The organism is Nocardia sp. NPDC047038, assembly GCF_040644075.1.
GTDB lineage: Bacteria > Actinomycetota > Actinomycetes > Mycobacteriales > Mycobacteriaceae > Nocardia > Nocardia sichangensis.
This window is the reverse complement of record NZ_JBEYVQ010000001.1, coordinates 992,115-1,015,208: the sequence shown is the minus strand read 5'-3', so window position 1 is coordinate 1,015,208 and position 23,094 is coordinate 992,115. Positions and strand designations below refer to the sequence as shown.

General features: G+C 69.0%; 20 protein-coding genes. 9 read left to right on the top strand and 11 right to left on the bottom strand.

From position 1 onward, the window contains the following. Positions 1 to 184 precede the first annotated feature (184 nt). Positions 185 to 1,156, top strand: coding sequence for a hypothetical protein (locus tag ABZ824_RS04950; protein ID WP_356961682.1), 972 nt, complete (start codon positions 185 to 187; stop codon positions 1,154 to 1,156). A 6-nt stretch (positions 1,157 to 1,162) separates the two neighbouring features. Here ABZ824_RS04950 and ABZ824_RS04945 read toward each other — a convergent pair whose 3' ends face one another. After that, positions 1,163 to 2,131, bottom strand: coding sequence for a DUF389 domain-containing protein (locus ABZ824_RS04945; RefSeq protein ID WP_356961680.1), 969 nt, complete (start codon positions 2,129 to 2,131; stop codon positions 1,163 to 1,165). 62 nt (positions 2,132 to 2,193) lie between these two features. After that, positions 2,194 to 3,987 carry an aspartate--tRNA ligase gene (aspS, locus tag ABZ824_RS04940; RefSeq protein ID WP_356961679.1) on the bottom strand — a complete coding sequence of 598 codons (1,794 nt, stop codon included), beginning with the start codon at positions 3,985 to 3,987 and terminating at the stop codon, positions 2,194 to 2,196. 190 nt (positions 3,988 to 4,177) lie between these two features. Between aspS and ABZ824_RS04935 the strand changes: the two genes are divergently transcribed. Both ABZ824_RS04935 and ABZ824_RS04930 read left to right on the top strand, forming a co-directional pair. Then, positions 4,178 to 5,101 (top strand): neutral zinc metallopeptidase, encoded by a 924-nt coding sequence (locus ABZ824_RS04935; RefSeq protein WP_355070556.1) that lies wholly within the window; start codon positions 4,178 to 4,180, stop codon positions 5,099 to 5,101. Positions 5,102 to 5,218: 117 nt separating this feature from the next. Next, the gene (locus ABZ824_RS04930) at positions 5,219 to 5,755 is read left to right on the top strand and encodes a hypothetical protein (protein ID WP_355070554.1); all 537 of its coding nucleotides are present in this window, start codon (positions 5,219 to 5,221) and stop codon (positions 5,753 to 5,755) included. A 72-nt stretch (positions 5,756 to 5,827) separates the two neighbouring features. On the opposite strand, the gene ABZ824_RS04925 is transcribed toward ABZ824_RS04930, so the two are convergent. Next, on the bottom strand, positions 5,828 to 7,447 hold the full coding sequence (locus ABZ824_RS04925; RefSeq protein ID WP_356961678.1) for a hypothetical protein: 1,620 nt from the start codon (positions 7,445 to 7,447) through the stop codon (positions 5,828 to 5,830). Beyond that, on the bottom strand, positions 7,444 to 7,773 hold the full coding sequence (locus ABZ824_RS04920; RefSeq protein ID WP_040867626.1) for a type VII secretion target: 330 nt from the start codon (positions 7,771 to 7,773) through the stop codon (positions 7,444 to 7,446). The genes ABZ824_RS04925 and ABZ824_RS04920 overlap by 4 nt, the downstream gene beginning before the upstream one ends. Positions 7,774 to 7,983: 210 nt before the next feature. Here ABZ824_RS04920 and ABZ824_RS04915 point away from each other — a divergent pair, with 210 nt between their 5' ends. The 4 genes from ABZ824_RS04915 (at position 7,984) to ABZ824_RS04900 (ending at position 13,211) form a co-directional block, all read left to right on the top strand. Beyond that, a complete protein-coding gene (locus ABZ824_RS04915) occupies positions 7,984 to 8,988 on the top strand; it encodes an NAD-dependent epimerase/dehydratase family protein (protein ID WP_355070549.1) in 1,005 nt (334 codons plus the stop codon). A 31-nt stretch (positions 8,989 to 9,019) separates the two neighbouring features. Beyond that, the gene (locus ABZ824_RS04910) at positions 9,020 to 10,036 is read left to right on the top strand and encodes an Rv2578c family radical SAM protein (protein WP_356961677.1); all 1,017 of its coding nucleotides are present in this window, start codon (positions 9,020 to 9,022) and stop codon (positions 10,034 to 10,036) included. A gap of 110 nt (positions 10,037 to 10,146) precedes the next feature. Further along, entirely contained in the window at positions 10,147 to 12,135 is a 1,989-nt protein-coding gene (locus ABZ824_RS04905) for a 2-oxoacid:acceptor oxidoreductase subunit alpha (protein WP_356961675.1), read from the top strand. Next, positions 12,132 to 13,211 carry a 2-oxoacid:ferredoxin oxidoreductase subunit beta gene (locus ABZ824_RS04900; protein ID WP_355070543.1) on the top strand — a complete coding sequence of 360 codons (1,080 nt, stop codon included), beginning with the start codon at positions 12,132 to 12,134 and terminating at the stop codon, positions 13,209 to 13,211. The genes ABZ824_RS04905 and ABZ824_RS04900 overlap by 4 nt, the downstream gene beginning before the upstream one ends. Before the next feature lie 47 nt (positions 13,212 to 13,258). On the opposite strand, the gene ABZ824_RS04895 is transcribed toward ABZ824_RS04900, so the two are convergent. The 3 genes from ABZ824_RS04895 to hisS all read right to left on the bottom strand — a co-directional run bounded on the left by ABZ824_RS04895 (position 13,259) and on the right by hisS (position 16,469). Then, a complete protein-coding gene (locus tag ABZ824_RS04895; RefSeq protein ID WP_356961673.1) occupies positions 13,259 to 14,263 on the bottom strand; it encodes a malate dehydrogenase in 1,005 nt (334 codons plus the stop codon). A 133-nt stretch (positions 14,264 to 14,396) separates the two neighbouring features. Next, positions 14,397 to 15,044 carry a hypothetical protein gene (locus ABZ824_RS04890; RefSeq protein WP_356961671.1) on the bottom strand — a complete coding sequence of 216 codons (648 nt, stop codon included), beginning with the start codon at positions 15,042 to 15,044 and terminating at the stop codon, positions 14,397 to 14,399. Between the two features lie 153 nt (positions 15,045 to 15,197). Further along, positions 15,198 to 16,469: a histidine--tRNA ligase gene (gene hisS, locus ABZ824_RS04885; RefSeq protein ID WP_039798966.1), complete on the bottom strand. Its 1,272-nt coding sequence runs from the start codon at positions 16,467 to 16,469 to the stop codon at positions 15,198 to 15,200. Positions 16,470 to 16,608: 139 nt separating this feature from the next. Here hisS and ABZ824_RS04880 point away from each other — a divergent pair, with 139 nt between their 5' ends. Both ABZ824_RS04880 and ABZ824_RS04875 read left to right on the top strand, forming a co-directional pair. After that, a complete protein-coding gene (locus tag ABZ824_RS04880) occupies positions 16,609 to 17,487 on the top strand; it encodes a peptidylprolyl isomerase (protein ID WP_356961670.1) in 879 nt (292 codons plus the stop codon). Positions 17,488 to 17,892: 405 nt separating this feature from the next. Then, positions 17,893 to 18,441, top strand: a complete 549-nt coding sequence (locus ABZ824_RS04875) for a hypothetical protein (protein WP_355070533.1) — start codon at positions 17,893 to 17,895, stop codon at positions 18,439 to 18,441. An 89-nt stretch (positions 18,442 to 18,530) separates the two neighbouring features. Here the strand turns inward: ABZ824_RS04875 and ABZ824_RS04870 are convergent, their stop codons facing one another. From ABZ824_RS04870 to ABZ824_RS04855, 4 genes are read right to left on the bottom strand one after another with little or no spacing between them, the layout of a single operon-like run. Next, entirely contained in the window at positions 18,531 to 18,914 is a 384-nt protein-coding gene (locus tag ABZ824_RS04870; RefSeq protein ID WP_355070531.1) for a DUF4913 domain-containing protein, read from the bottom strand. Continuing rightward, entirely contained in the window at positions 18,911 to 20,746 is a 1,836-nt protein-coding gene (locus tag ABZ824_RS04865; protein ID WP_355070529.1) for a TraM recognition domain-containing protein, read from the bottom strand. The genes ABZ824_RS04870 and ABZ824_RS04865 overlap by 4 nt, the downstream gene beginning before the upstream one ends. Before the next feature lie 42 nt (positions 20,747 to 20,788). Then, positions 20,789 to 21,421: a hypothetical protein gene (locus ABZ824_RS04860; RefSeq protein ID WP_356961668.1), complete on the bottom strand. Its 633-nt coding sequence runs from the start codon at positions 21,419 to 21,421 to the stop codon at positions 20,789 to 20,791. Continuing rightward, positions 21,418 to 23,082: a peptidoglycan DD-metalloendopeptidase family protein gene (locus ABZ824_RS04855; RefSeq protein WP_356961666.1), complete on the bottom strand. Its 1,665-nt coding sequence runs from the start codon at positions 23,080 to 23,082 to the stop codon at positions 21,418 to 21,420. The genes ABZ824_RS04860 and ABZ824_RS04855 overlap by 4 nt, the downstream gene beginning before the upstream one ends. Positions 23,083 to 23,094: the final 12 nt, after the last annotated feature.

The following is a 23,094-nucleotide window of genomic DNA, read 5'->3' as shown; positions in this document are numbered from 1 at the left end:
TCAAAGTACTCGCATGGGGTCACTTCTAGCGAGCGGTTACACAACCTTTCCGCGTCGCTCGGCGTGTCTACGGCATGGCCGGACGGCGGCCGCAGGTCGCTTGACACCTCCGCACCCGTCGGGTTTTCTCATCGTCAACTGCCCTGCGCCACACCGCAAACCAGTTGAGTGGAAAGGTCTACGCATGACCGAGATCCCGCCCTCCGCACCCAAACAATCAGGTGGCGGCGCTCCCTTGCCGAACGACGACGAACGCTTCGCGGCCAGGCCCGGGCAGCACGAGAGCCCGAATCCGCAGGCTCCCGGCCCCGGGACCGGCCACGCCCGCCACGAGATGGCGGGTCCGGCCGGATATCCGCAGTTCGAAGGCCCCGGCGCGGCGCACTACGGCAACGAACCGCTGGAGCCGCCGCCGCCTGTGGGCGCGGGGCACCCCAGCTACGGACCGCAAGGCACCGGGCCGGGCTGGGCGCCGTCCGGCCCCGCGCCCGCGCAGGAGCCGATCTACGGCTACCAGCAGGTCTCCACCGGTCCCGGCAGACTGGACGTGGGCCGGGCGCTCAGTTACGGCTGGGCGCGACTCTGGGCCAATCCGGGGCCGTGGTTCGGGGTGACCGCGGTGGGCCTCGTCATCTACTTGGCGTTCGTGGTCGTCGTTCAGCTCACCGACCCGACGTCGATGCTGCCGCTGCTGCTGATCTTCTTGGCGGTCATGGCAGGCGTGTGGCTGCTGCAGGCGGCGATGGTGCGCGGCGCACTGTACGAAACCGACGGCACCCCACCGCCTTTCGGCGCATACTTTCGATTCGTGAACGCGGGCAACGTGTTGCTCACCGCGTTGCTGGCATTCACGCTGACCTTCCTCGGCTCGGCGCTCTGCTTGCTTCCCGGACTGATCGCCGGATGGCTGTGCATGTTCTCGTTGCACTTCGTCGTCGATCAGGACCAGGGTCCGTTCGAGGCGCTGAAGTCCAGTTTCACGCTGGTGGTCGCCAACGCCGTGCAGGTACTGCTGCTCGCGCTGGCTGTGCTGGTGATCACGTTCCTGGGCACGCTGCTGTGCGGTCTCGGCCTGCTGATCGCGGGCCCGGTCTCCGTGATCGCGGTGACCTATGCCTACCGAGTGCTCACCGGAGGCACCGTCGCCGCGGCGTGAGGCCGCTCACTTCTCGGCCGGTGCGCGCATGCCGATCCAGCGCTTCAACCGCTCCACCGTACCGGCCTCGCTGCCCGCGCGCGGCCGGAGCTGGAGCACGATGATCCCGGCCACGATGATGCCCGCCATGTTCACCGCCAGCTGGCCCGCGGACAGGAACGCCACCCGCCACTCCCCCAAGGTCGCCGCGACCACGGCGAATCCGGCCGCGGGCACGGTGGTCACCGAGATGAACACGCCGACCAGCGCGGCCGACTTCGCCGTCACGAGCGAGAGCATGCCGGCCGCGCCCGCCAATAGCGCGACGACCAGGGAGAACGGGCCCACCTGATAGATGAAGTCGACCTGCTCGACGCCGCTCACCCCGTCCATGGTGATCCAGCCGACCTGTTCCCACACCACCGTGGCCACCAACGTGACCACCATCGCCACCGGAAACCCCACCGCGAGCGCGAGGGCCGAGCGGCGGGCGAGGCCGAAGTCCCTGCGCACCAACGCGACCGCGAAAGCGGCGAGCGGACCGAACTCCGGGCCGACGACCATCGCGCCGACGATCGTCACCGGCGAATCGGTCGCGACGCCCACGGCCGCGAGCAGGCAGGCGATCGTCAGGAACGCGAGAAAAGTCGCGTTGAGGCTCGACTCCTCATGCGTCTGCGCGAGCAGTTCCTCCCACACCACCGCGTCGCTCGGATCACCGGGCGCCTCGTGTACCGCGCGCTCGCCCGCCTCCGACAGGACCGTCTCGACCGGCGTGAGCGTCATCCCGCCGGACCGGCAGACGCCCAGCGCGGTCAAGTCGTCGAGCACGTCGTTGGCGGCCTCACGAGCCACGTCCGCCTGGACGAGATCGCCCTTCGGCTCCAGCGCGGCACCGCGGGCCAGGGTCACGTGCGTGACCCCGGGATCGGCGGCGAGTACCGCGAGCACCTCGTCGGTGAGATCCGGCGGGCTGATCAGGCGCAAGTGCAGCAACGGGTTTCCTCGCGGTCGGGCAGGCGTAACTGCCCAGAAGGTACCGTTCGCGCGAGCGCCCGCTACGAGGCGGTCTCGGCGCGCTCGCCCTTCTTCTGCTCCGGCTTGACGTCCAGACCCGCCTCTTTGCGCTGCAGCTCGCTGATCGGCGCGGGCGCGTCGGTCAGCGGGTCGACACCGCCGCCGGTCTTCGGGAACGCGATGACCTCGCGGATCGAGTCCTCCCCCGCCAGCAGTGCGGTGACCCGGTCCCAGCCGAAGGCGATGCCGCCGTGCGGCGGCGCGCCGAAGGCGAAGGCGTCCAGCAGGAAGCCGAACTGCTCCTGCGCCTCCTCCGGGCTGATGCCCATCACGTCGAAGACCCGTTCCTGCACGTCACGACGGTGGATACGAATCGAGCCGCCGCCGATCTCGTTGCCGTTGCAGACGATGTCGTAGGCGTAGGCCAGCGCCGAGCCCGGGTCGGTGTCGAAGGTGTCCAGCGACTCCGGCTTCGGCGAGGTGAAGGCGTGGTGCACCGCGGTCCAGGCGGAGTGGCCCACCGCCACGTCACCGCTAGCGGTCGCCTCGACGGTCGGCTCGAACAGCGGCGCGTCCACGATCCACACGAACGACCAGGCGTCCGCATCGATGAGACCGACTTTGCGGGCGATCTCGACCCGCGCCGCGCCGAGCAGCGCGCGCTGCGCCTTCGCGGCGCCCGCGGCGAAGAACACGCAGTCACCCGGAACCGCGCCGACGTGCTTGGCCAAGCCGTCGCGCTCGGCCTCGGTGAGGTTCTTCGCGACCGGGCCGCCCAGTGTGCCGTCCTCGTTCACCAGCACGTACGCCAGACCCTTGGCGCCGCGCTGCTTGGCCCATTCCTGCCAGGCGTCGAGCTGGCGCCGCGGCTGGCTCGCACCGCCCGGCATGACCACCGCGCCGACATAAGGCGCCTGGAACACCCGGAACGGGGTGTCCTTGAAGTAGTCGGTGCACTCGGTGATCTCCACGCCGAAACGCAGGTCGGGCTTGTCGCTACCGAACCGGCGCATGGCCTCGGCGTAGGTCATGTGCGGGATGGGGGTCTGGATCTCGTAGCCGATCAGCTTCCACAGCGCGACCAGGATCTCCTCGGCCAGCAGGATCACGTCCTCCTGGCGTACGAAGCTCATCTCGATGTCGAGCTGGGTGAACTCCGGCTGGCGGTCGGCGCGGAAGTCCTCGTCCCGGTAGCACCGCGCGATCTGGAAGTAGCGTTCGATGCCGCCGACCATGAGCAGCTGCTTGAACAGCTGCGGGCTCTGCGGAAGGGCGTAGAAGTTGCCCGGCTGCAGGCGGGCGGGCACCACGAAGTCGCGCGCGCCCTCGGGCGTCGACCTGGTCAGCGTCGGGGTTTCCACCTCGATGAACTCGTGGCGGCCGAGCACCTCGCGGGCGGCCGCGTTGACCTTGGACCGCAGCCGGATGGCGTGTGCCGGGCCCTCGCGGCGCAGATCAAGGTAGCGGTGCTTCAGGCGCGCTTCCTCACCCGGCTGCTCGTCCAGCTGGAAGGGCAGCGGGGCGCTCTCGTTCAGCACCTCGAGTTCGGTGACGTTCACCTCGATGGCGCCGGTCGGCAGTTCCGGGTTCTCGTTGCCGCTCGGCCGCGGTTCCACGGTGCCGGTGACGCGCACGCAGTACTCCGCACGCAGCCGGTGTGCCTGCTCGGCAGGTTCACCCTCGCGGAACACGGCCTGGGCCACACCGGACGCGTCGCGCAGATCGATGAAGATCACCCCACCATGGTCACGCCGCCGCGCCACCCAGCCGGTGAGAGTGACGGTCTGACCGGCATGCTCGCTTCGCAGCGAACCAGCCAAGTGGGTGCGCAGCACGGGGTTCCTTTCGACGACTCTGGCACCGGCGCGGTGTGACCAAGTGCGAGTCCATCGTAGTGAGACACATTCGGTGAGTGGAAACCGATATCGACGCGCCCGTGCCAAGCTGTATTCGAGGGAGTGTGAACCGGGGTCGCCGACGACCGAGGGTTGGGTGACCCCGGGGACGAGCGAGAAAGCGACGACGATGACCTTCAACGAGGGCATGCAGATCGACCCCGACCGGGTTTCGTCCGGCGGTCCCGGCATGGGCGGCAAGCTCGCGCTCGGCGGCGGCGCGGGCGGGCTCATCGTGCTGGTGCTGGCGCTGCTACTGGGCGGCGACCCCGGATCCATCCTCGGCAACTTCACCGGCTCGCAGGACCAGAGCCAGACGCAGCCGGGCACGGCCGGCACGCCGAGCCATTGCAAGACCGGGGCGGATGCCAACAAATACGTCGACTGCCGGGTGGCGCTCACCGCGCAGAGCCTGGACGCGGTGTGGTCGGCCGAACTGCCGAAGCAGGCCGGAAAGCGCTACCAGCAGCCGAAGGTCGTGCTCTTCTCCGGAGCCACCTCGACCGGATGCGGCAACGCCACCAGCGCGGTGGGACCGTTCTACTGCCCGGCCGACCGGACCGCGTACTTCGACACCAGTTTCTTCCAGGAACTGGTCGATCGATTCGGTTCCAGCGGCGGCCCGCTGGCGCAGGAATACGTCGTGGCGCACGAGATCGGCCATCACATCCAGAACCTGCTCGGTGACATCGGCCGCGCCCAGCGCGATCCACGCGGCGCGGACTCCGACGCCGTGCGCACCGAATTGCAGGCCGACTGTTACGCGGGCATCTGGGCGCATTTCGCGGACAAGCAGCCCGCGCCCGGCAGCAACCAGCCGTTTCTGAAACCGTTGTCGGACAAGGATGTCAACGACGCGCTGTCGGCGGCCGCCGCGGTAGGCGACGACCGCATCCAGCGTGCCGCCCAGGGCCGGGTGAATCCCGAAGCGTGGACGCACGGTTCGTCCGAGCAGCGGCAGAAGTGGTTCCTCACCGGCTACAAGACCGGTCAGGTGAGGGCTTGCGACACGTACTCGGCTCCGGACCTGAACAACCCGTCCGGCCTGCGGTAGCGCCGGATCCGATCGATACAGCGCGCCGACTCCCGCCAGGGGTCGGCGCGCTGTCATGATCTACGGCAGTTCGTCTGTGCCGCAGACGGACACGGACAGCACCGGAAGATGGGATCGATGCGAGTAACGAAAGCCGTTCTGCTGGTTGTGACGCTGATCGTCGCGGTGGGCTCGGGCGCCGCCACGGCCGACCCGGCACTGGATCGACCCAGTGCGCTACCGCCGATCGCCGCGCCGCTGGCACTGTTCACGCTGACCACCATTCCGGACGGTTGGCAGGCCCGGACGGATCTGCGCCCGCAGCTGGAGATCTTCGCCGACGGCCGTGCGGTGAGCAGCCCCGATGCGGTGGCCGCCGAGCGCCGTCCCGAGACCCCGCCGAAGCGGATCGACGGCCATATCCCGCCCGATGTGTTGAACGCGGCGCTGGCGGAGACCAAAGCGCTCGCCACGGTGGACCTCGGCGTGCCGAAAGCCACCGACCAGAGCAGCCGGATCATCGACTTCATGCCGCAGTCGCCCTCGGACGACGTGCATCTGGTGGTGTACTCGCCGGACACCACCGAGGGGCTCGGCGCCGAGCAGCAGGCCGCGCGTAAACGCTTCGCCGACCTCTACCGGAAACTGATCGACTCGTTCACGCAGGACAACTGAGACTCTGCACGTCACCCGGCCCGGCGCTGATCCGCTCGGGCCGGGTGCGGCGCGTCGCCTACCCGGCGTCCGTCAGAACTGGTCCTGCTCGTAGTCCGAGCTGATGATCTCGTCCGAGTGTGTCGCCCCGATGACGTCCGGCGTCGACTCGCCCAGCGGGCCGGTGAGGTCGTCGTTGCCGATGGGGCTCAGGTAGGGCTGCACCGTGCGGGAGTGTTCCTCGTCGTTGCCGCGCTGCCCCGCCGCGGCGCCGGGGCCGCCCATGAAGCTGCTCGATCCGGCGGATGTGGTGCTCGCGGGCGTGCCGGTACCGAGCGAAGTGCCCGGGACGCCGGCGACCGGCCGGATCGGTGCGACCGTGGCGCCGGGCAGGCCGGTGACTTTGGGCACCGACGACACGCTCGGGCTGCCGGGACGGCCGGGGCTGCTGCCGAGCAGGCTACTCGGCGTGCCGTGGCTGGTGGTCGGGCTGTGCGAGGTGCTGTGCACCGACGACGGCGTGGTCGAGGGCGTCGATGTCGACGGCGTGGCGGAATCAAGGCCTGCCGCCTTAGTCGCGGTGTCCGACGCGGTCGACTGCGCCTGCTCCAGGATCGGCTGACCGACGTTCTCCGCCAGCGCCTGCGCGACCTCCTGCGGCGCGGGCCCGCCGCCCGGCGCGACCAGCTGCTGCACCATGCCGCTGAGCTCGGCGGTCTTACCGGCCAGGTCGCCGCGGGTGGCGTTGACCACGCCGACGGCTTGACCGAGGTGTTCGGTGGCCGAGGCCATCAGCGTCGCCTGGGCGGGCGGAGTGAGGATCACCGGCGCGAGCGCGGTCGCCTGGGTGGCGAACGACGACGCGATGCCGAGCAGTTGCGCGTTGCCCTGCTGCACCACCGTGGCAGCGCGCTGCGTGAGCTCGGAGATGTCGATGCCGCGCTGGCTGGTCTCCTGTCCCTGCACGTTCGCCTGCTGGCTCGTGGCCTGTGCGTTGCGCGCGGCCTGGCTCTGCCACAGCTGCTCGACCGTGCTCATGCTGCCCTTGCCGACCTGCATGGCCATCTCGATGACCTTGGAGGACTGGCTGAGGATCGCGGTCGGATCGAACGCGCCGATGACGCCGGTGCCGAAGCTGCTCAGCAGGTCCAGGATCGGCTTCATCAAGACGTCGACGCCGGGCAGCGCGGGCACCGCGACACCCTGGAGCAGGGCGGCCACCGGATCGGCGGGCAAGGCAGGTAGCGATCCGGCCGCGGCCGCCGCCTGGTTCACCGCGCCGCTGATCGCGCTCGGCGCGGCGGCGAGCGCACCGTTCAGCACGCCGTTCGCCTGATCGAGCGCGGCTTCGACCGCGGGCGCCCCGATCTGGCCGACCGCGGTGTTCGTGTCCCCGAGCAGCGCGGACGTATCGTGCGCGATCCCGTGCCCGTCCTCGGCGCTCGGTGTACCACCCAGTCCGGGCAGACCGGCGGGCACGGTGGCGGCCGACTGCTGATCCTCGGAGATCTTGCGGGACAGCACGAATGCGGGCGGCTCGATGGGCGGCAGATCTTCGGGCAACTGCGGCAGCGGCAGGTCGAGCACCGCCTGTGCCGGTGTCTGCTGCAATGCGTCCAGCACGGTCTGCTGGCCGATGGCGACGTTCTGTTCGGCCGCGTGCGCGACGGCGTGATCTTCCGGCGCGATGACGCCGCTGTCCAGCGGTCTCATACCGCGCCCCCGATCTGGCCCGCGATCGACCCGAGCGCGCCCGCGTTGGACCAATCGACCGCGTCGTAGGCCGCGGCCGCGCTGAACGCCGAGTCCGAGAGCTTGGCGTACTTGGCGGACAGATCGTTGATGTCCTTGGCCTGCAACACTTGCGCCGCGGCGAACATCGCCAGGTAATCGGCCCCGATCAAGCCGAACACCGGGACGAGCGCCGAAACGTTCTTCACCGCGTCGAAATTGCCCGCCCCCGCGAGATCACCGGCGATACCGGCGTTCGTGGCGGCGAACGCCCGGACCGCTTCGGTCTCTACCGAGAGATCACTCATCGAGATGCCCCCCAAATCGTCGTACAGATCAGCGTCATGCAGTTGTGGTGATCCGCCTGCTCCCTGCCGAATCGGCAAGGGCCGCTACGGTTGCGCTCAATATAGCGGACCGGACCGGCATGTTTCGAGCCCGAACGCGCCGCACACCGGGCAAACCCGACAGAACTGGAACGTGTTGCAAATTAGAACAAGTTCTATATTCTCTGTCCCATGAAGGTCGCAGTGACCGGCGCAGCCGGCTACCTTGGCACGAATCTGCTCCGCCTCCTCACCGAGCGCGGTCACCAGGTCACGGCCATCGATCGGGCCGTTCCCGCCGAGCCGGCGGCACCCGGCGTCACCTGGCTGCGTGGCGACGTGCTCGACCCGGCGTCGATGCGCGCCGCGCTGGACGGCGCCGAGGTGGTCTACCACCTGGTCGCGGTGATCACCCTGGCCGAAAAGAACGATCTCGCCTGGCGGGTGAACACCGAGGGCGTGCGCGTGGTCGCCGAGGCGGCGCTGGCGGTCGGCGCGCGCCGGATGGTGCACGCCAGCTCGATCCACGCGTTCGACCAGTACAGCTGCGGCGGCCGGATCGATGAGAACGCGCCGCGGTCGACCGACCCGGCGCTGCCGGTCTACGACCGCTCGAAATGGGCGGGCGAGGTGGCGCTGCGCAAGGTGATCGACCAGGGACTCGACGCGGTGCTGTGCAATCCCACCGGCGTCTTCGGCCCACTGGACCACAGCAAGCCGCTCTCGCGCATCAACCGGACGCTCAAGGACGCGGCCCTCGGGCGCGTGCCCGCCATGATCGGCGGCGGATTCGACCTGGTGGACGTGCGCGACGTCGCCGCAGGCCTGGTACTGGCGGGCGAGAAAGGCCGCACGGGCGAGAACTACCTGCTCGGCGGATCGATGATCTCGATGCTCGAACTGTGCCGCGTCGCCGCGACCCATGGCGGCAAGCGCGGCCCGAGGTTCGCCATCTCCCCCAAGCTCGTGTCCGGCGTCATCCCGGTGCTCGCGCCGATCGGCAAGCTGTTCAACTCCGACATCGTCTCCAAGGCGGCGCTGGGCGCGCTGATCTCCGCGCCGGTGGTCGACCACGGTAAGGCCGAGCGCGAGCTCGGCTACCGGCCGCGCCCGCTCGACGACACGGTGCGCGACCTGGTCACCTTCTTCGCCGACCCGGCCGCGCTGACACCGCCCGGCACCAAGCAGATCGCTTGACAGCCGCTAGAACACATGTTCGACTGAGAGGGTGCGGTGGCAAAGCCAGACCCTGGACGCCGAGGACGGCGCCTTGCCCGGGCTGTCCCGGGCCGGTCTGGTGCGCACCGTACGGACGCCGGAGTTCGAGGGCATCACATTCCACGAGGTGTTGTGCAAGAGCGCCCTGAACCGGGTGCCCGAGGGCGCGAACGTGCCGTTCCGATGGACCGTCAATCCCATGCGGGGTTGTTCGCACGCCTGCCGCTACTGTTTCGCGCGCGGCACGCACGAATATCTGGATCTGGACGCGGGCCGGGACTTCGATTCGCAGATCGTGGTGAAGACGAATGTCGCCGCGGTGCTGCGCAAGGAACTCGGCAGGCGGTCCTGGCGCCGCGAGCCGGTCGCGCTGGGCACCAACACCGATCCCTATCAGCGCGCCGAGGGACGCTATCGCCTGATGCCCGGCATCATTCGCGCGCTGACCGAATCCGGCACCCCGTTCTCCATCCTCACCAAAGGCACCCTGCTGCGACGGGACCTGCCGTTGCTCACCTCGGCCGCCCGCGAGGTGCCCGTGAGTATCGCGATGTCCATCGCGATACTGGACGAGGATCTGCACCACAGCCTGGAGCCGGGCACACCGTCGCCACGAGCCCGCCTGGACCTGGTTCGCGCGCTCGCCGACGCGGGCTTCGCCGTCAACGTGCTGGTCACACCGGTCATCCCCTGCCTCACCGACGGACGCGCCCACCTCGACGCGGTCTTCGGCGCGATCGCCGACGCCGGGGCTCAATCGGCGGTCGCGTTCCCCATGCACCTGCGCGGCAGTACCAGGGGCTGGTTCCTGTCCTGGCTGGCCGAGCACCATCCGGCGCTGCTGCGCCGGTACCGCCAGCTGTACCGGCGCGGCGCCTACGTCACGCCGGAGTATTCCGCGTGGCTGCGCGCGCGGGTCGCTCCGCTGCTGGCGGAGCACGGTTTGACGGCGCGCGGACGGCCCGAACCGGAGACACGAGCCGAAACCGCGCACGCGAGCGACGCGCAGCTGGCATTGTTCGCCTGACGCCCGCACCGCCGAATCTCGCCGGTCCGCGCGCTTCACGGGCGCGCACCGCGTTCGACGGAGTAGTTTGGCGATGGCACCTCTCAGCGACGAGGAAGTGAAGCAGGCATATGGTTTCACACCAAAACGATGTCGGCACAGCTAAATTGGAAAAGGTCGTCATTCGGTTCGCCGGGGACTCCGGCGACGGAATGCAGCTGACCGGCGATCGCTTCACCCACGAGGCCGCCGCCTTCGGCAACGACCTGGCCACCCAGCCCAACTTCCCCGCCGAGATCCGCGCGCCCCAGGGCACGCTGCCCGGCGTCTCGTCCTTCCAGATCCAGATCGCCGACTACGACATTCTCACGGCGGGTGACCAGCCCGACGTGCTGGTCGCGATGAACCCGGCCGCGCTCAAGGCGAATCTGGAGGATCTCCCGCGCGGCGCCACCGTCATCGTCAACACCGACGAGTTCACCAAGCGGACCATCGCCAAGGTGGGTTACGCCGCCGATCCGCTGGCCGACGAGACACTGTCGGACTTCGTGGTCCACCGCGTCCCGATGACCTCGCTCACCCTCGGCGCCACCGAATCGACCGGAGTCGGCAAGAAGGACGCCCAGCGCGCGAAGAACATGTTCGCCCTCGGCCTGCTGTCCTGGATGTACGGGCGCCCGATCGGCGGCACCGAGCAGTTCATGCGGGAGAAGTTCGCGACCCAGCCCGATATCGCCGAGGCCAACATCCTGGCGTTCCGGGCGGGCTGGAACTACGGCGAGACCACCGAGAGCTTCGCCACCACCTACGAGATCGCGCCCGCCAAACTCCCGCCGGGCACCTACCGCCAGATCACCGGCAACACCGCGCTCGCCTATGGCCTGATCACCGCCGGTCAGCTCGCCGGGCTGCCCGTCTTCCTCGGGACCTATCCCATCACTCCGGCCTCGGACATCCTGCACGAGCTGAGCAAGCACAAGAATTTCGGCGTCACCACCTTCCAGGCCGAGGACGAGATCGCCGGGATCGGCGCGGCGCTCGGCGCCGGGATCGGCGGTGCGCTCGGCGTCACCAGCACATCCGGCCCCGGGCTCGCGCTCAAGAGCGAGACCATCGGACTGGCGGTGATGACGGAGCTGCCGCTGGTGGTGATCGATGTGCAGCGCGGCGGACCGTCGACCGGACTGCCGACCAAGACCGAACAGGCCGATCTGTTGCAGGCGCTCTACGGCCGCAACGGCGAATCACCGGTGGCGGTGCTCGCGCCGCGCTCCCCCGCCGACTGCTTCGCCACCGCGGTGGAAGCCGCGCGAATCGCCCTCACCTACCGCACGCCGGTGCTGCTGCTGTCCGACGGTGCGATCGCGAACGGCTCCGAACCGTGGTCCATCCCGCAGGTGACGGAGCTGGAGCCGATCGACCCGGCGTTCGAACCGGAAGGCGACGACACCGACCCGTTCCAGCCGTACGCACGCGATCCCGACACGCTCGCCCGGCCGCTCGCCGTCCCTGGCACGAAGGGCCGCGCCCACCGCATCGGCGGCCTCGAGAAGGCGGACGGCAGCGGCAACATCTCCTACGACCCGGCCAATCACGAACTCATGGTTCGCCTGCGTCAAGCCAAGATCGACGGCATCGAGGTGCCCGATCTCGTGGTGGACGATCCGGACGGCACCGCCGAGCTGTTGCTGATCGGCTGGGGCAGTTCCTACGGCCCGATCGGCGAGGCGTGCCGTCGCGCACGGCGGCGCGGTGTGCCGGTCGCCCAGGCGCATCTACGGCATCTGAATCCGTTGCCCGCCAACCTCGGTGACGTACTGCGCCGTTATCGCGTCGTGGTCGCGCCCGAGATGAACGGCGGCCAGCTCGCCACGCTGCTACGGGCGAAGTACCTGGTCGACGTGCGACCGTGGACGAAGATCGCGGGCACCGCGTTCTCCGCCCAGGAGCTGGTCGGGGTCATCGACGCGGCGCTGGACGGGTCGATCGAGGAGCTGGAACAGAACAAGGTCTTCGCCGCACGGGCGCGGGCCACCTATAGAACGCTGCCGGACGAAGGCCGTCCACAGCCCAGCGCAGGCGAGGCAGCCACATATCGGATGTCTGGGGGTATCGCATGACCATCGTGGAAACCTCACTGGTCGGCACCGATCTGGGACTCACCGGTGTATCCGGGGTGCCGTCCGCGGACGGACCGCAGAAGGTGAAGGACTTCACCTCCGATCAGGAAGTGCGCTGGTGCCCCGGCTGCGGCGACTACGTGATCCTGGCGACGGTGCGCGGCTTCCTGGCGGAACTCGGATTGCGCCGGGAGAACCTGATGTTCGTGTCCGGGATCGGCTGCTCCAGCCGCTTCCCGTATTACTTGGAGGCCTATGGCATCCATTCCATCCACGGTCGCGCTCCCGCGATCGCGACCGGATTGGCGGTCAGCAGGCCCGATCTGTCGGTCTGGGTGGTGACCGGTGACGGCGACGCGCTGTCCATCGGAGGCAACCACCTCATCCACGCGCTGCGCCGCAACGTGAACATGACGATCCTGCTGTTCAACAACCGGATCTACGGCTTGACGAAGGGCCAGTACTCGCCGACCTCGGAACAGGGCAAGATCACCAAGTCGACCCCGATGGGCTCGGTGGACCACCCGTTCAACACCCTGTCGGTGGCGCTGGGTGCGGAAGCGACCTTCGCCGCCCGCGCGCTCGACTCCGATCGTGCGGGACTCACCGAGGTGCTGCGCGCCGCCGCCGAACACCGGGGGACGTCGTTCGTGGAGATCCTGCAGGACTGCCCGATCTTCAACGACGGCTCGTTCGACGCGCTGCGCCGGGACAACGCCGCCGACCATCTCGTCCCGCTGCGGCACGGCGAGCCGATCCGATTCGGCACCGAGGGCGAATTCGCGGTGATACGACGGGGTTTCGGGCTCGCAGTGGCTCGGGCCGACAGCGTCGCGGAGTCCGATATCGTGGTGCACGACGCCTACGCCGACGACCCGGAGTACGCCTACGCGTTGTCGCGGCTGTCCGATCAAGGGCTCGAACACGTGGTCACAGGTATCTTCCGCAGCGTCTCTCGACCGACCTACGACGACGCGGTGCGCTACCAGATCGAGACGGCGCGGGAACGGAAGCCCGTCGGTCCCGAATCGCTGCAGTCCCTGCTCACCGGATCCGAAACCTGGACGGTCGGATAGCTGGCCGCGCCTGACCGGCTCTGCGGGGCGGACGCTCGCGGCGCCGGTCAAGCGCGCTTGGCGAAACCGAGGTCGACGACGGCGTCGCGCTCTTGCACCAACTCCGCGACCGACGCATCGATCCGGGGACGGGCCAGAGCATCGATCGCCAAGTCGGGCACGATGGTGTACTCGCCGTTCGCGCAGGTGACCGGGAACGAGCTGATCAGCCCGTCCGGTACGCCGTAGGAGCCGTCCGAGGCAACGGCCATGGAAACCCAGTCACCGTGCCGCGTGCCACGCACCCAGTCGTGGATGTGGTCGATTGCGGCGCTGGCCGCACTCGCCGCCGAGGACGCGCCGCGGGCCTGGATGATGGCGGTGCCGCGCTGCTGCACGGTGGGCACGAACTGCTCGGTCAGCCACGCCGGATCGCCGATCAGGTCGAGGGCGGGACGTCCTGCGATGGTGGCGTGCGCGATGTCGGGGTACTGCGTCGCCGAGTGATTGCCCCAGATCGCGACCCGGGCGATGTCGGCGGCGGGCGCACCGGTCTTCTTGGCCAGTTGCGCGATGGCGCGATTGTGGTCCAGCCGCGTCATGGCGGTGAAACGCTCGGCGGGCACGTCCGGTGCGTTGCTCATGGCGATGAAGGCGTTGGTGTTGGCCGGGTTGCCGATCACGAGCACCTTCACGTCGTCCGCGGCGCTGGCGTTGATCGCAGCGCCCTGCTCGGTGAAGATCGCGCCGTTGGCGGCGAGCAGATCCGAACGTTCCATCCCGGCGGTGCGCGGCCGCGCGCCGACCAGCAGGGCGATATCGGCGCCAGCGAAGCCGATCCACGGGTCGTCGCTGATGTCGATGGACTCCAGCAACGGGAACGCGCCGTCTTCCAGTTCCATCGCGACGCCCTCCAGCGACGCCACCGCGGCGGGGACTTCCAGCAGCCGTAGCCGCACGCGCGTGTCCGGGCCGAGCATCGCGCCGGAAGCGATCCGGAACAGCATGCCGTAGGCGATCTGGCCCGCGGCTCCGGTCACGGTGACGGTCACGGTCCCAGCGGCGGTGCTCACGACGAACTCCTTGCGGTAGGCGGACTTCTGTTGCCCACCCTAACCACTCTCACCGCCGCCGAAGGCCGACGGTGAGCTACGCGACAGTGACTCGTGCGCCGCCCGGCACCGGCCCCGGAGGAGAACCGCGGGGTCAGCTGAGTGTGGCGACCTCGCTGTCGGTCAGCACGATCGGCGAAACCGCGTCCTTGGCGCGCGCCAGCCGCACGGCGCGGTACAGCGGCCGTTCCTCCAGCCCGGCGTCGCGCGCCTCGGCCCGCAACTGCCGCACCAGCATCTCGGAAACCGCTACGGCCGCGGCCAATCGACTGGCGGCGAGCGCGTCCGCGAGCCTGCGCAAACCGACCAGGTGCAATTCGCGGCCGCTGCCCACGTCGGTGTACATGGCCAGCGGAACGACCTGGGAGACCTCACCCGCGGTGACCCGCAGAGCGATCCGGCTCAACCGGGCCGGGAACACCAGGACCTCGACCCCGGTGGCCGCCGACATCTCCACCCGCCGTTCACCGAACAGTCTGCGGGCGTGGATCATCGTGCCGGTCAACCACATTCGCCGCCGACGCAGCGCGACGGCGTACAGGACGGTCGGCGCGCCGACGACGACGCCGACCGCCGCGGCGATCGGCCAGCTCACCACGGTCGCGGCCAGCAACGCCGCGCCGACCCCGATACCCGACGCGGCCAGCGCGAGGCGGCGCAACATCGGCGCGTACAACTCGGGCGCGACCAGATCGAGGCCCACCGGCGCGAGCGCCCGCTGGTCATCAGAATTCGTGGACACTACTCCGCCCTCTCGCGACTCCGGCGGCGGTGGTGTGCGCGCCGGTCACGCTACTGCTCCCGTCACCCGGCCGACGACGGGTTCGACGCACAGTACCGTGCGCGCGGCGGGCGCGTCGCGAAACTCGACGGGCAGCGCGCACCCGCCGCCCCGCTACCCGGCCAGCGACTCCCGGATCACGCCGACCGCCTCGGGCAGCGGAATCTGCCGTTGATCACCGGTCGCCATGTCCTTGAGCCCGATGGTGTTCTCCGCGAGGTCACGATCGCCGAGCACGAGGGTGAACTTCGCCCCGGAACGGTCGGCCGCCTTCATCGCGCCCTTCACACCGCGCCCGCCGTAGGCCAGATCGACCCGGACGCCCGCCGCGCGCAACTGCGCGGCGACCACCACGAGCCGCTGCTTGGCGGCGTCGCCCAGCGGCACGCCGAACACCTCGCAGCGCGCCGGGTTGCCCGCCGACTTGCCCTCGGCCGCCAGCGCCAGCATGGTCCGGTCGACGCCGAGGCCGAATCCGATACCCGACAGCGGCTGCCCCCCGAGCTCGGCCATGAGACCGTCGTAACGGCCACCGCCGCCGATGCCGGACTGCGCGCCCAGACCGTCGTGCACGAACTCGAACGTGGTCTTGGTGTAGTAGTCGAGGCCGCGCACCATGCGCGGGTTCACCACGTACGGCACGCCCAGCGCTTCGAGGTGGCCGAGTACCTGCTCGAAGTGCGCCTTGGCCGACTCCGACAGGTGATCGATCATCAGCGGCGCGTTCGCGGTCATCTCCCGTACCTCGGGCCGCTTGTCGTCCAGCACGCGCAGCGGGTTGAGCTGGGCGCGCCGCTTCGTCTCCTCGTCCAGCGGCAGTCCGAACAGGAAATCCTGCAGCAGTTCGCGGTACTGCGGGCGGCACGTCTCGTCACCCAGCGAGGTGACCTCGAGACGGAATCCGTCCAGGCCCAGGCCGCGGAACCCGGCATCGGCGATCGCGATGACCTCCGCGTCGAGCGCCGGATCGTCGACGCCGATCGCCTCGATGCCCACCTGCTGCAACTGGCGGTACCGGCCCGCTTGCGGCCGCTCGTAGCGGAAGAAGGGACCCGCGTAGCACAGCTTCACCGGGAGCTGACCGCGATCGAGGCCGTGTTCGATGACCGCGCGCATCACGCCCGCCGTGCCCTCGGGACGCAGCGTGACGCTGCGGTCGCCGCGGTCGGGGAAGGTGTACATCTCCTTGGTGACCACGTCGGTGGACTCGCCGACGCCGCGGGCGAACAGGCCCGTGTCCTCGAAGACCGGCAGTTCGATATGCCCGTACCCGGCCAGTCGGGCGGCGCGGAGCAGGCCGTCGCGCACCGCGACGAACTCTGCCGAGCCGGGCGGCACGTAGTCCGGTACCCCCTTCGGGGCGGAGAAGCTGCTGGTCTTGGTCACGATGCTCCAGTTTCCACCACTACGGCACCGCAAGTCCAACCGGTTCCCCGAACCGACTCTCAGGAAGGTTGCGGAACAGTCTCAGGTAGAAATGGCACACTCTTATCCCGATGTAACCGGATACGGGAGGAACGTGGTAGTGCCGAGCAACGAACAGCGACGAGCAGCGGCGAAACGCAAGCTGGAACGTCAGCTCGCCAACCGGGCCGAGCGGGCGCGTAAGCGCAAGCAACTCACCATCGCCGGATCGGTACTCGGTGTCGTCGTCGTGGTCGCCGCCGTGACCGGGGTGTACTTCTTGACCCGCGGCGACGACAGCAACAGCTCCGATGCCGCCGACGCCTCGCTGTCCAGCACTCCCGCCGCGGCCGCCCCGCCCTCCGCGAAGGCCAAGCCCGCGACGGTCGACTGCACCTACCGCGACAGCGCCAAGCCCGCGGACAAGCCGGTGAACAAGCCGAAGGCCGGCCCCGTCCCAACCACCGGCGTCGACGCCAAGGTCAGCGTCAGCATGGACACCAGCCAGGGGCCGATCGGGCTGACCCTGAACAACGCCGATTCGCCGTGCACGGTGAACAGCTTCGTCAGTCTGGCGGCGCAGAACTACTTCGACGGCACCAGCTGTCACCGCATGACCGCGGGCGAGGGCCTGAAGGTCCTGCAGTGCGGCGACCCCACGGGTACCGGAATGGGTGGGCCCGGTTACGAGTTCGACAACGAATACCCGACCGACCAGTACGCTGCGAACGATCCGGCGGCGACTTCGGAGCCGATCTCGTACAAGCGTGGCGTGCTGGCCATGGCCAACGCGGGGCCGGGGACCAACGGCAGCCAGTTCTTCATCGTGTACTCCGATTCCCTGCTCCCGCCGCAGTACACGATCTTCGGCACCGTGGACGACAACAGCCTCGGCACGTTGGACAAGATCGCCGCGCTGGGCCAGGACGACTCCAACGGCCCCGGGGACGGGAAGCCCAAGCAGCCGGTCACGATCCAGTCGGTGCGCATCGACCGCTGAGTGCGGCTCGGGCCCGCGGCCGTCTCGGCCGCGGGCCCGAGCCGTATCCACGTCCCTGCGGCCGAAGCCCGGATAGTGGAACCTTTCTTCGGTTAGGGTGCCCTCAGCCCGAAGATCATCCGGCGCGCCCGAAGACACGCCGGAAATGTGCGATATATGCTGATAAAGCAGCACGCTCGTGCGATTGTGCCGACCTTTGTCAGGTAACCTCGAAACAAGGAGTTCTTGCAGCGTAGTGCGGCCTCGGCCGGGCTATCCCCGGGCAGGAAGTGCCACGCCGCAAGTTCTTCGGGTGTCCACGTTTGCAGGCGGGACCCGCTGCACGGGACTACAGTTCGCGTGGCGGCGTCCGTAACGAAGCACCACCATCATCCATAGTGATCACCGCAGCATCGGGGAGCAGCCATGTCCGAGGAACTGGACGACATCGGCCGGGAAACCGCGGCCATGATGAGGACAATGTTGCAGCTTGCGACGCTCGTCGCCTTGCGTACCCGCGAGCGTGGTCAGAAGGAAGCCGAAGCGCGCGTCAAGCTCACCGAGGCCCGGATCAAAGAGGCCAAGGAACTGCAGTTGCGGGAGGCCAGGGACGCGAAGGCCAAGGACCCGCGCAACACCGAGCTGGCCCGGCTGATCGAGAAGCCGATCCCGGAAAAGGGTGTGTCCCTGGAGAAGGACCGCTTCTCCGCGCAGGCCGAGGCATCACGGATGGCGGCCAATGCCGCCGCCGCCAAGCCGGCCTTGCAGTACGACTCCCAAGAACGCCGGATGGCGATCGCGGCACATCTCGCGAAAATGGGTGTGGCGCCGGAACTCGCCGCGGTGCGGATGCTGATCGAAGTAGGGCAGGCACAGCCGCCGGGTGAGGCCGTACGCACCCGCCCCGGCGAGGCGCCCGCGGTTACCAGGGCAGGACGGGAACAGGATCCCCGTGGCTTGGAGCGCACGCGATAGCACGAGACGGACGAGTGCCCGCTGGATCATCCAGCGGGCACTCGTCGGTTCCGAACCCTTTCGGCGAGAATCGCCGTGACGCATCGCCACTACGGCGGGAAGTTACCGATCGTAGGGTCACTGAACATGCCGTTCTGCGGCGCCTTCGTCGGCAGCGGGTTGAGCATGTCCTTATGACCGTTGCGCACACTGCAATACTTGAACGGTCCCTTGGGATCGAACAATTTCGCCATATGCGGATCGGCATGATCCAGGAACCAGACGCTCAGTCCGGTCGCCCCGTCCTGGCGGTAGTGCTCCCAAGCGCGCCATAACGCGTCCAGCCGGGCAATTGCCTCCGCGTGCTGCCACCACTCCGGGCACCACACGGTGTCACTGAGATCGGTGACCTGCCGACGGTAGATCACGCTGAGATAGTTCTCGACGAACTCGACCACGTTCGCGTAGTGCATGTTCTGCTGCGGTTCGTTCACAGCGGCCGGACCTCCTCGACTTGGCCGTACTCCGGCGGTGGCGTCGACTTGCTCAGCGACGGCGAACCGATGACGTCCGCGATCTGCGTCTTGCGCTGCGGATCATGGTGCGAGATGGACTGTTTCACGTCGGAAGCGTACTCACCCTCCCACCACGGCACAGTACGGATGAGCACCGGTGGCGCACCGGACGGGAACAGGATGGCCCGCCCACGCGGCAGCGTCGCCAGACCGTTGACCGAGAACGTCTTGGACGAGCCCAGCGAGCGTGAGTAGCTCTTGCCGCCCTTGGACTCGGACACCGACTGCGAGATCGCGTCGTACTCACCGAGCACGTCCGAACGCTCCTGCAGGAACTTCGTGTCGTCCACGCCGCTGCCGAGCACTTTGATGTTCGCCGCCGACCACAACGCGTTCATGCCGCTCTCGCCCCAGCAGCGGGCGCCCTGCGCCCAGGACTGCAGCACGGTCATCACGACGATGCCCCGGGAGCCGAAGTGGCTGTACTGCTTGGGCAGATCCTTCCAGCGCACCACGTTTGCCGCCTCGTCCAGCACCGCGAGCAGCGGGATCGCCAGGCGCCCACCGGCCGACTGCGACGCCTTGCGCATCGCCACGTCCACCACCGCCTCGGTGAGCGCGCTCACCAGCGGCGCGGCCGAACCGCGGCCCTCCAGCGACAAGCTGTAGAGCGTTCCGTTGTTCTCCAGGAACTCCAGCTCGTCGAATTCCCTGCGGTCGCCGCCCCGGGAGATCCACGGATGCACGTTCGACAGTTTCAGGCAGCGGATCATCTTCTTGGCCGTGCCGAAGATGCCGCTGCGCGTGCGCGGATCGGTGTTGTACTGCGAGGACAGGCCCGAGGCCGTGTAGTGATGGCGGGCGGCGCGCAGCAGCTCGATGGGCTCGGTGTCCTGCGGATTGGTCACCCACTCCCAGACCTGCACGATCGGCCTGCTGCCGTTGCGGTCGCCGACGGCGGCGGCGAGGAACAACCCGGCCAGCAGGTCCTCGGCCTCGGGATCGAAGAACGCGTCGGTCTTCGTGTCGCGGCCGTCGTCACCGTCGGCGAAGTGCCCCGCAAGCCGCGCCGCGCGCATCTCACAACCTTCGCGCTTGGCGTCCACCCAGGACAGCGGATCCCAGAACCAGGTCGGCTCTTCACCCGCGACACCCTGCGGGTCGAAGACGAAGGTGGGACTTCCCTTGGACTCCCGCACGTCTCGGGTGGCGTCCACCACGTCGCGCTTGTTCGAGGTGGCCAGCACCGGGCCGATCGCGCTGAGGATCGCCGGGATGACCCGGGAGGTCGACTTGCCCTGACGCGGACCCCAGATGTCCAGGTGCAGATCCTCGTACGAACCGTAGAGCATCACCCCGTCGGCCACACCAACGCCGATCGGCACGCCCGGAGCGTCGTCGTAGCCGAGTCTCACCCCCAGCTGCTCGGCCTTCTCCCGGACGCCCGCTTCGGTGAGCATCGAGATCGCGCCGCCGTTGCCCATCACGTCGGCCTTGTCGTCGACCGGCAACCTGCCTTTGGACCGGCGCTTCTGCAACTCCTTGCGGATCACCAGATACGCTACGACGCTGAGGATCACCAGCAGCACGATCGCCGTCGCCGCGCCCGGCCAGCGCAGCCTTCCTCGCGCCAGATCGGCCGCGATGGCGATCGGGTTGAACGGAACCTTCTGCGGGCTGCCCTCGAGCATGTTGCCCAGATGCAGCGCGAGCCAGAGGGTTCCGAAGATCGCGAAGCCGGCGTAGGTCAGTAGCAGGCTGACATCGGGTCCGGGGATGGCCGGATCCGTCACCTTTTTCTTCTTCGCCATGTGTCCCTCCTGGGTCGGCCGTCCGGTACGGAAAGCGAGTGGTCAGCGGAATGCGTCGAGCCGCCAGCCGTCGGGTGTGCGCACGACGGTGGCGATCACCGTCGCGGGCGGCAGCGGCTCCTTGCGTCCGTTCGGATGGACCACGGTCTGCTCGATCCCGATCTTGAACTGCTGGACGTTCGGATCGCTGAGGGCCGCAGCCTTCTCGCCGGACGCGAAGGTGAACGCCTCCACATGCGCCCCTTCCCTCGCCCAATCCGCCCACTGCAGTGTCGACTTCGGCGTCTGCACCGCGGTCGGCGTCGCATCCAGCATACGAATCAGGCTGGGGCCGAGAAACTTCCGCGCTCGGCCCAGAGACTCGCCCTGGGTCTCGGTGGCGGGCTGCCAACTGTAGATTTCCCGCAACGCCGCGACCGCGACGCCGTCCGGCGTCACCGGGTCGGGGGCGGGCACGCCCTCCAGCAACCGGGGTGTGGACGTAGCGGAATGCGCCGCATCGGATCCCGAGTCCGCGCGGTCCGTCCGGCCACAGGCCGCACCCAGCACCGCGACGCTCACCACCAGCATCACCACCAGTTTCGCGCGTGCATTTGCTCTGTCCATCCAGGCTAGCCGCACACCGGGGCGTCGCGGCAGTCCCGCCGCCGTGTGTTCGCGCCCGTGAACGCTCACAGCACCCTCCTCGCCCGTCCGTCTCCTGGCACCGCGACTTCCGAAACGCCGCCGCCGGATCGGACGTCCGCGCCGGGCACCGACTGGATCATCCGGCCGTTGCCCGCATAGACGCCGACCTGCGCGGGTCCACGCGCGCCGAACGAGCTGAACACCAGATCCCCGGGCTGCGCCTTGCTCATCGGCACCTCCGCGCCCGCCTCCCACTGCTGTTCGGCCGTGCGCGGCAACGTCACCGCGCCGGAGGACGCCGCGAACACCGCCGCCGCGGTCAGACCCGGTCCGTCCAACCCCCCGCCGCTCGGTCCTTGGGGTCCCCCGCCGCCCCACACGTAGGGCGTGCCGAGCCACTCGTGCGCGGCTTGGACGATCTGGTCGCCGGCCGAACCCTGCCCAGGGGTGAACCGGCCGAGCGAACCCGGCGCTCGGTATTGCGCTTCCATGGTGAGAATGTTGCGCACGTATGGCTGGGTCTCGGCGTAGTGCGCAGCGAGCTGGTTCGGCATGCCGCCCGAGGCCAGCACCGCGCCTTCGCCGGCGTTGTACGCCGCCAGCGTCAAAGCGACGATGTCGCCCTGCACCCTGCCCTCGGCCTGCCACCGCTGGATCTGGTGCGCGATCGCGCACATGTAACGCCCCTGGCCGACGATCGCGTCCCCGTCGTCCCACACGCTGGCCACGCCGTTGCCGTCGGCATCGATCACGTACGGCTGACCGTCGTCGGGATCGATGCTCACCGCGGTGGTCGGCAGGAACTGGGCCAGGCCCTGCGCACCGGCGGGCGAGGTCGCGCCGCGCCGGAAACCGGATTCCTGCCTGCCCTGCGCGGCCAGTAGCGACGGCGTGATCTGCGGGCAGATCGAACCCGCACGGCGGTACCAGATCTCCAGTTCTTGTGGCACCTTGCCCGCGGCCAGCGCGCCACCGGCGGTGCCGAAACCGAGGCTGCAGCGTGGATCGCTGGAATACGCTCGCGCACCGCCGACATCCGGGGTCGGCGCACCGTCCAGCCAGGGCAGCGGATCGATCTGCCGTCCGCCGGTGAAACGGCCGCCCGGGACGATCTCGAAATGCAGGTGGGGACCGCTGGATTCACCCGCCGACCCCACCGCGCCGATGTGCTGCCCCGCGGTCACCGTATCGCCCGGCCGGACCAGGACACCGGAGTCCCACATGTGGCCGTAGACCGCCGAGTACGAACGGCCGTTGATGTCCACCGAGTCGACGACGATCCAGTTGCCGAATCCGGATGCCGGACCGGCGGCGACGACGCGGCCGTCGGAGACCGAGAAGATGGGCGTGCCGTCCGGCGCGGCCAGGTCGACGCCCTTGTGCGCGCCACCCCGCGCGCCGAACGTGTCCGACACCGTGAAGGTTCCGGTGGCCATCGGCAACGTGCGGCGCAGCGGGCCGACTCCCGCCGCGAGTGAGGGTGTGGCGGTCGCGGCCGGATTGGGTCGGCTCGCGCCGCTAGCTGTTGTCGCGGCGGCGCGCCGATCGCCCGGCGGGTAACCGCCCAGCGGCGGAAGCACCGACTGCGATCCGAGCAGGGAGCCGCCCTCGCAGGCGTCGTCGACCGCGGGCATGACGATGACCAGCACGATGGTCATCAGGCCGAGCACCGCGCCCAGCGCCGTCCACAAGACGGATTTGCCGCTCACCGCCGCACTCCG

What these genes read in the sequence shown, in the direction of transcription:
- ABZ824_RS04950 (WP_356961682.1), top strand. Translation starts at nt 185, where the DNA reads ATGACCGAGATCCCGCCCTCCGCACCCAAACAATCAGGTGGCGGCGCT.
- ABZ824_RS04935 (WP_355070556.1), top strand. Translation starts at nt 4,178, where the DNA reads ATGACCTTCAACGAGGGCATGCAGATCGACCCCGACCGGGTTTCGTCC.
- ABZ824_RS04930 (WP_355070554.1), top strand. Translation starts at nt 5,219, where the DNA reads ATGCGAGTAACGAAAGCCGTTCTGCTGGTTGTGACGCTGATCGTCGCG.
- ABZ824_RS04925 (WP_356961678.1), bottom strand. Translation starts at nt 7,447, where the DNA reads ATGAGACCGCTGGACAGCGGCGTCATCGCGCCGGAAGATCACGCCGTC.
- ABZ824_RS04920 (WP_040867626.1), bottom strand. Translation starts at nt 7,773, where the DNA reads ATGAGTGATCTCTCGGTAGAGACCGAAGCGGTCCGGGCGTTCGCCGCC.
- ABZ824_RS04915 (WP_355070549.1), top strand. Translation starts at nt 7,984, where the DNA reads ATGAAGGTCGCAGTGACCGGCGCAGCCGGCTACCTTGGCACGAATCTG.
- ABZ824_RS04905 (WP_356961675.1), top strand. Translation starts at nt 10,147, where the DNA reads ATGGTTTCACACCAAAACGATGTCGGCACAGCTAAATTGGAAAAGGTC.
- ABZ824_RS04900 (WP_355070543.1), top strand. Translation starts at nt 12,132, where the DNA reads ATGACCATCGTGGAAACCTCACTGGTCGGCACCGATCTGGGACTCACC.
- ABZ824_RS04875 (WP_355070533.1), top strand. Translation starts at nt 17,893, where the DNA reads ATGTCCGAGGAACTGGACGACATCGGCCGGGAAACCGCGGCCATGATG.
- ABZ824_RS04865 (WP_355070529.1), bottom strand. Translation starts at nt 20,746, where the DNA reads ATGGCGAAGAAGAAAAAGGTGACGGATCCGGCCATCCCCGGACCCGAT.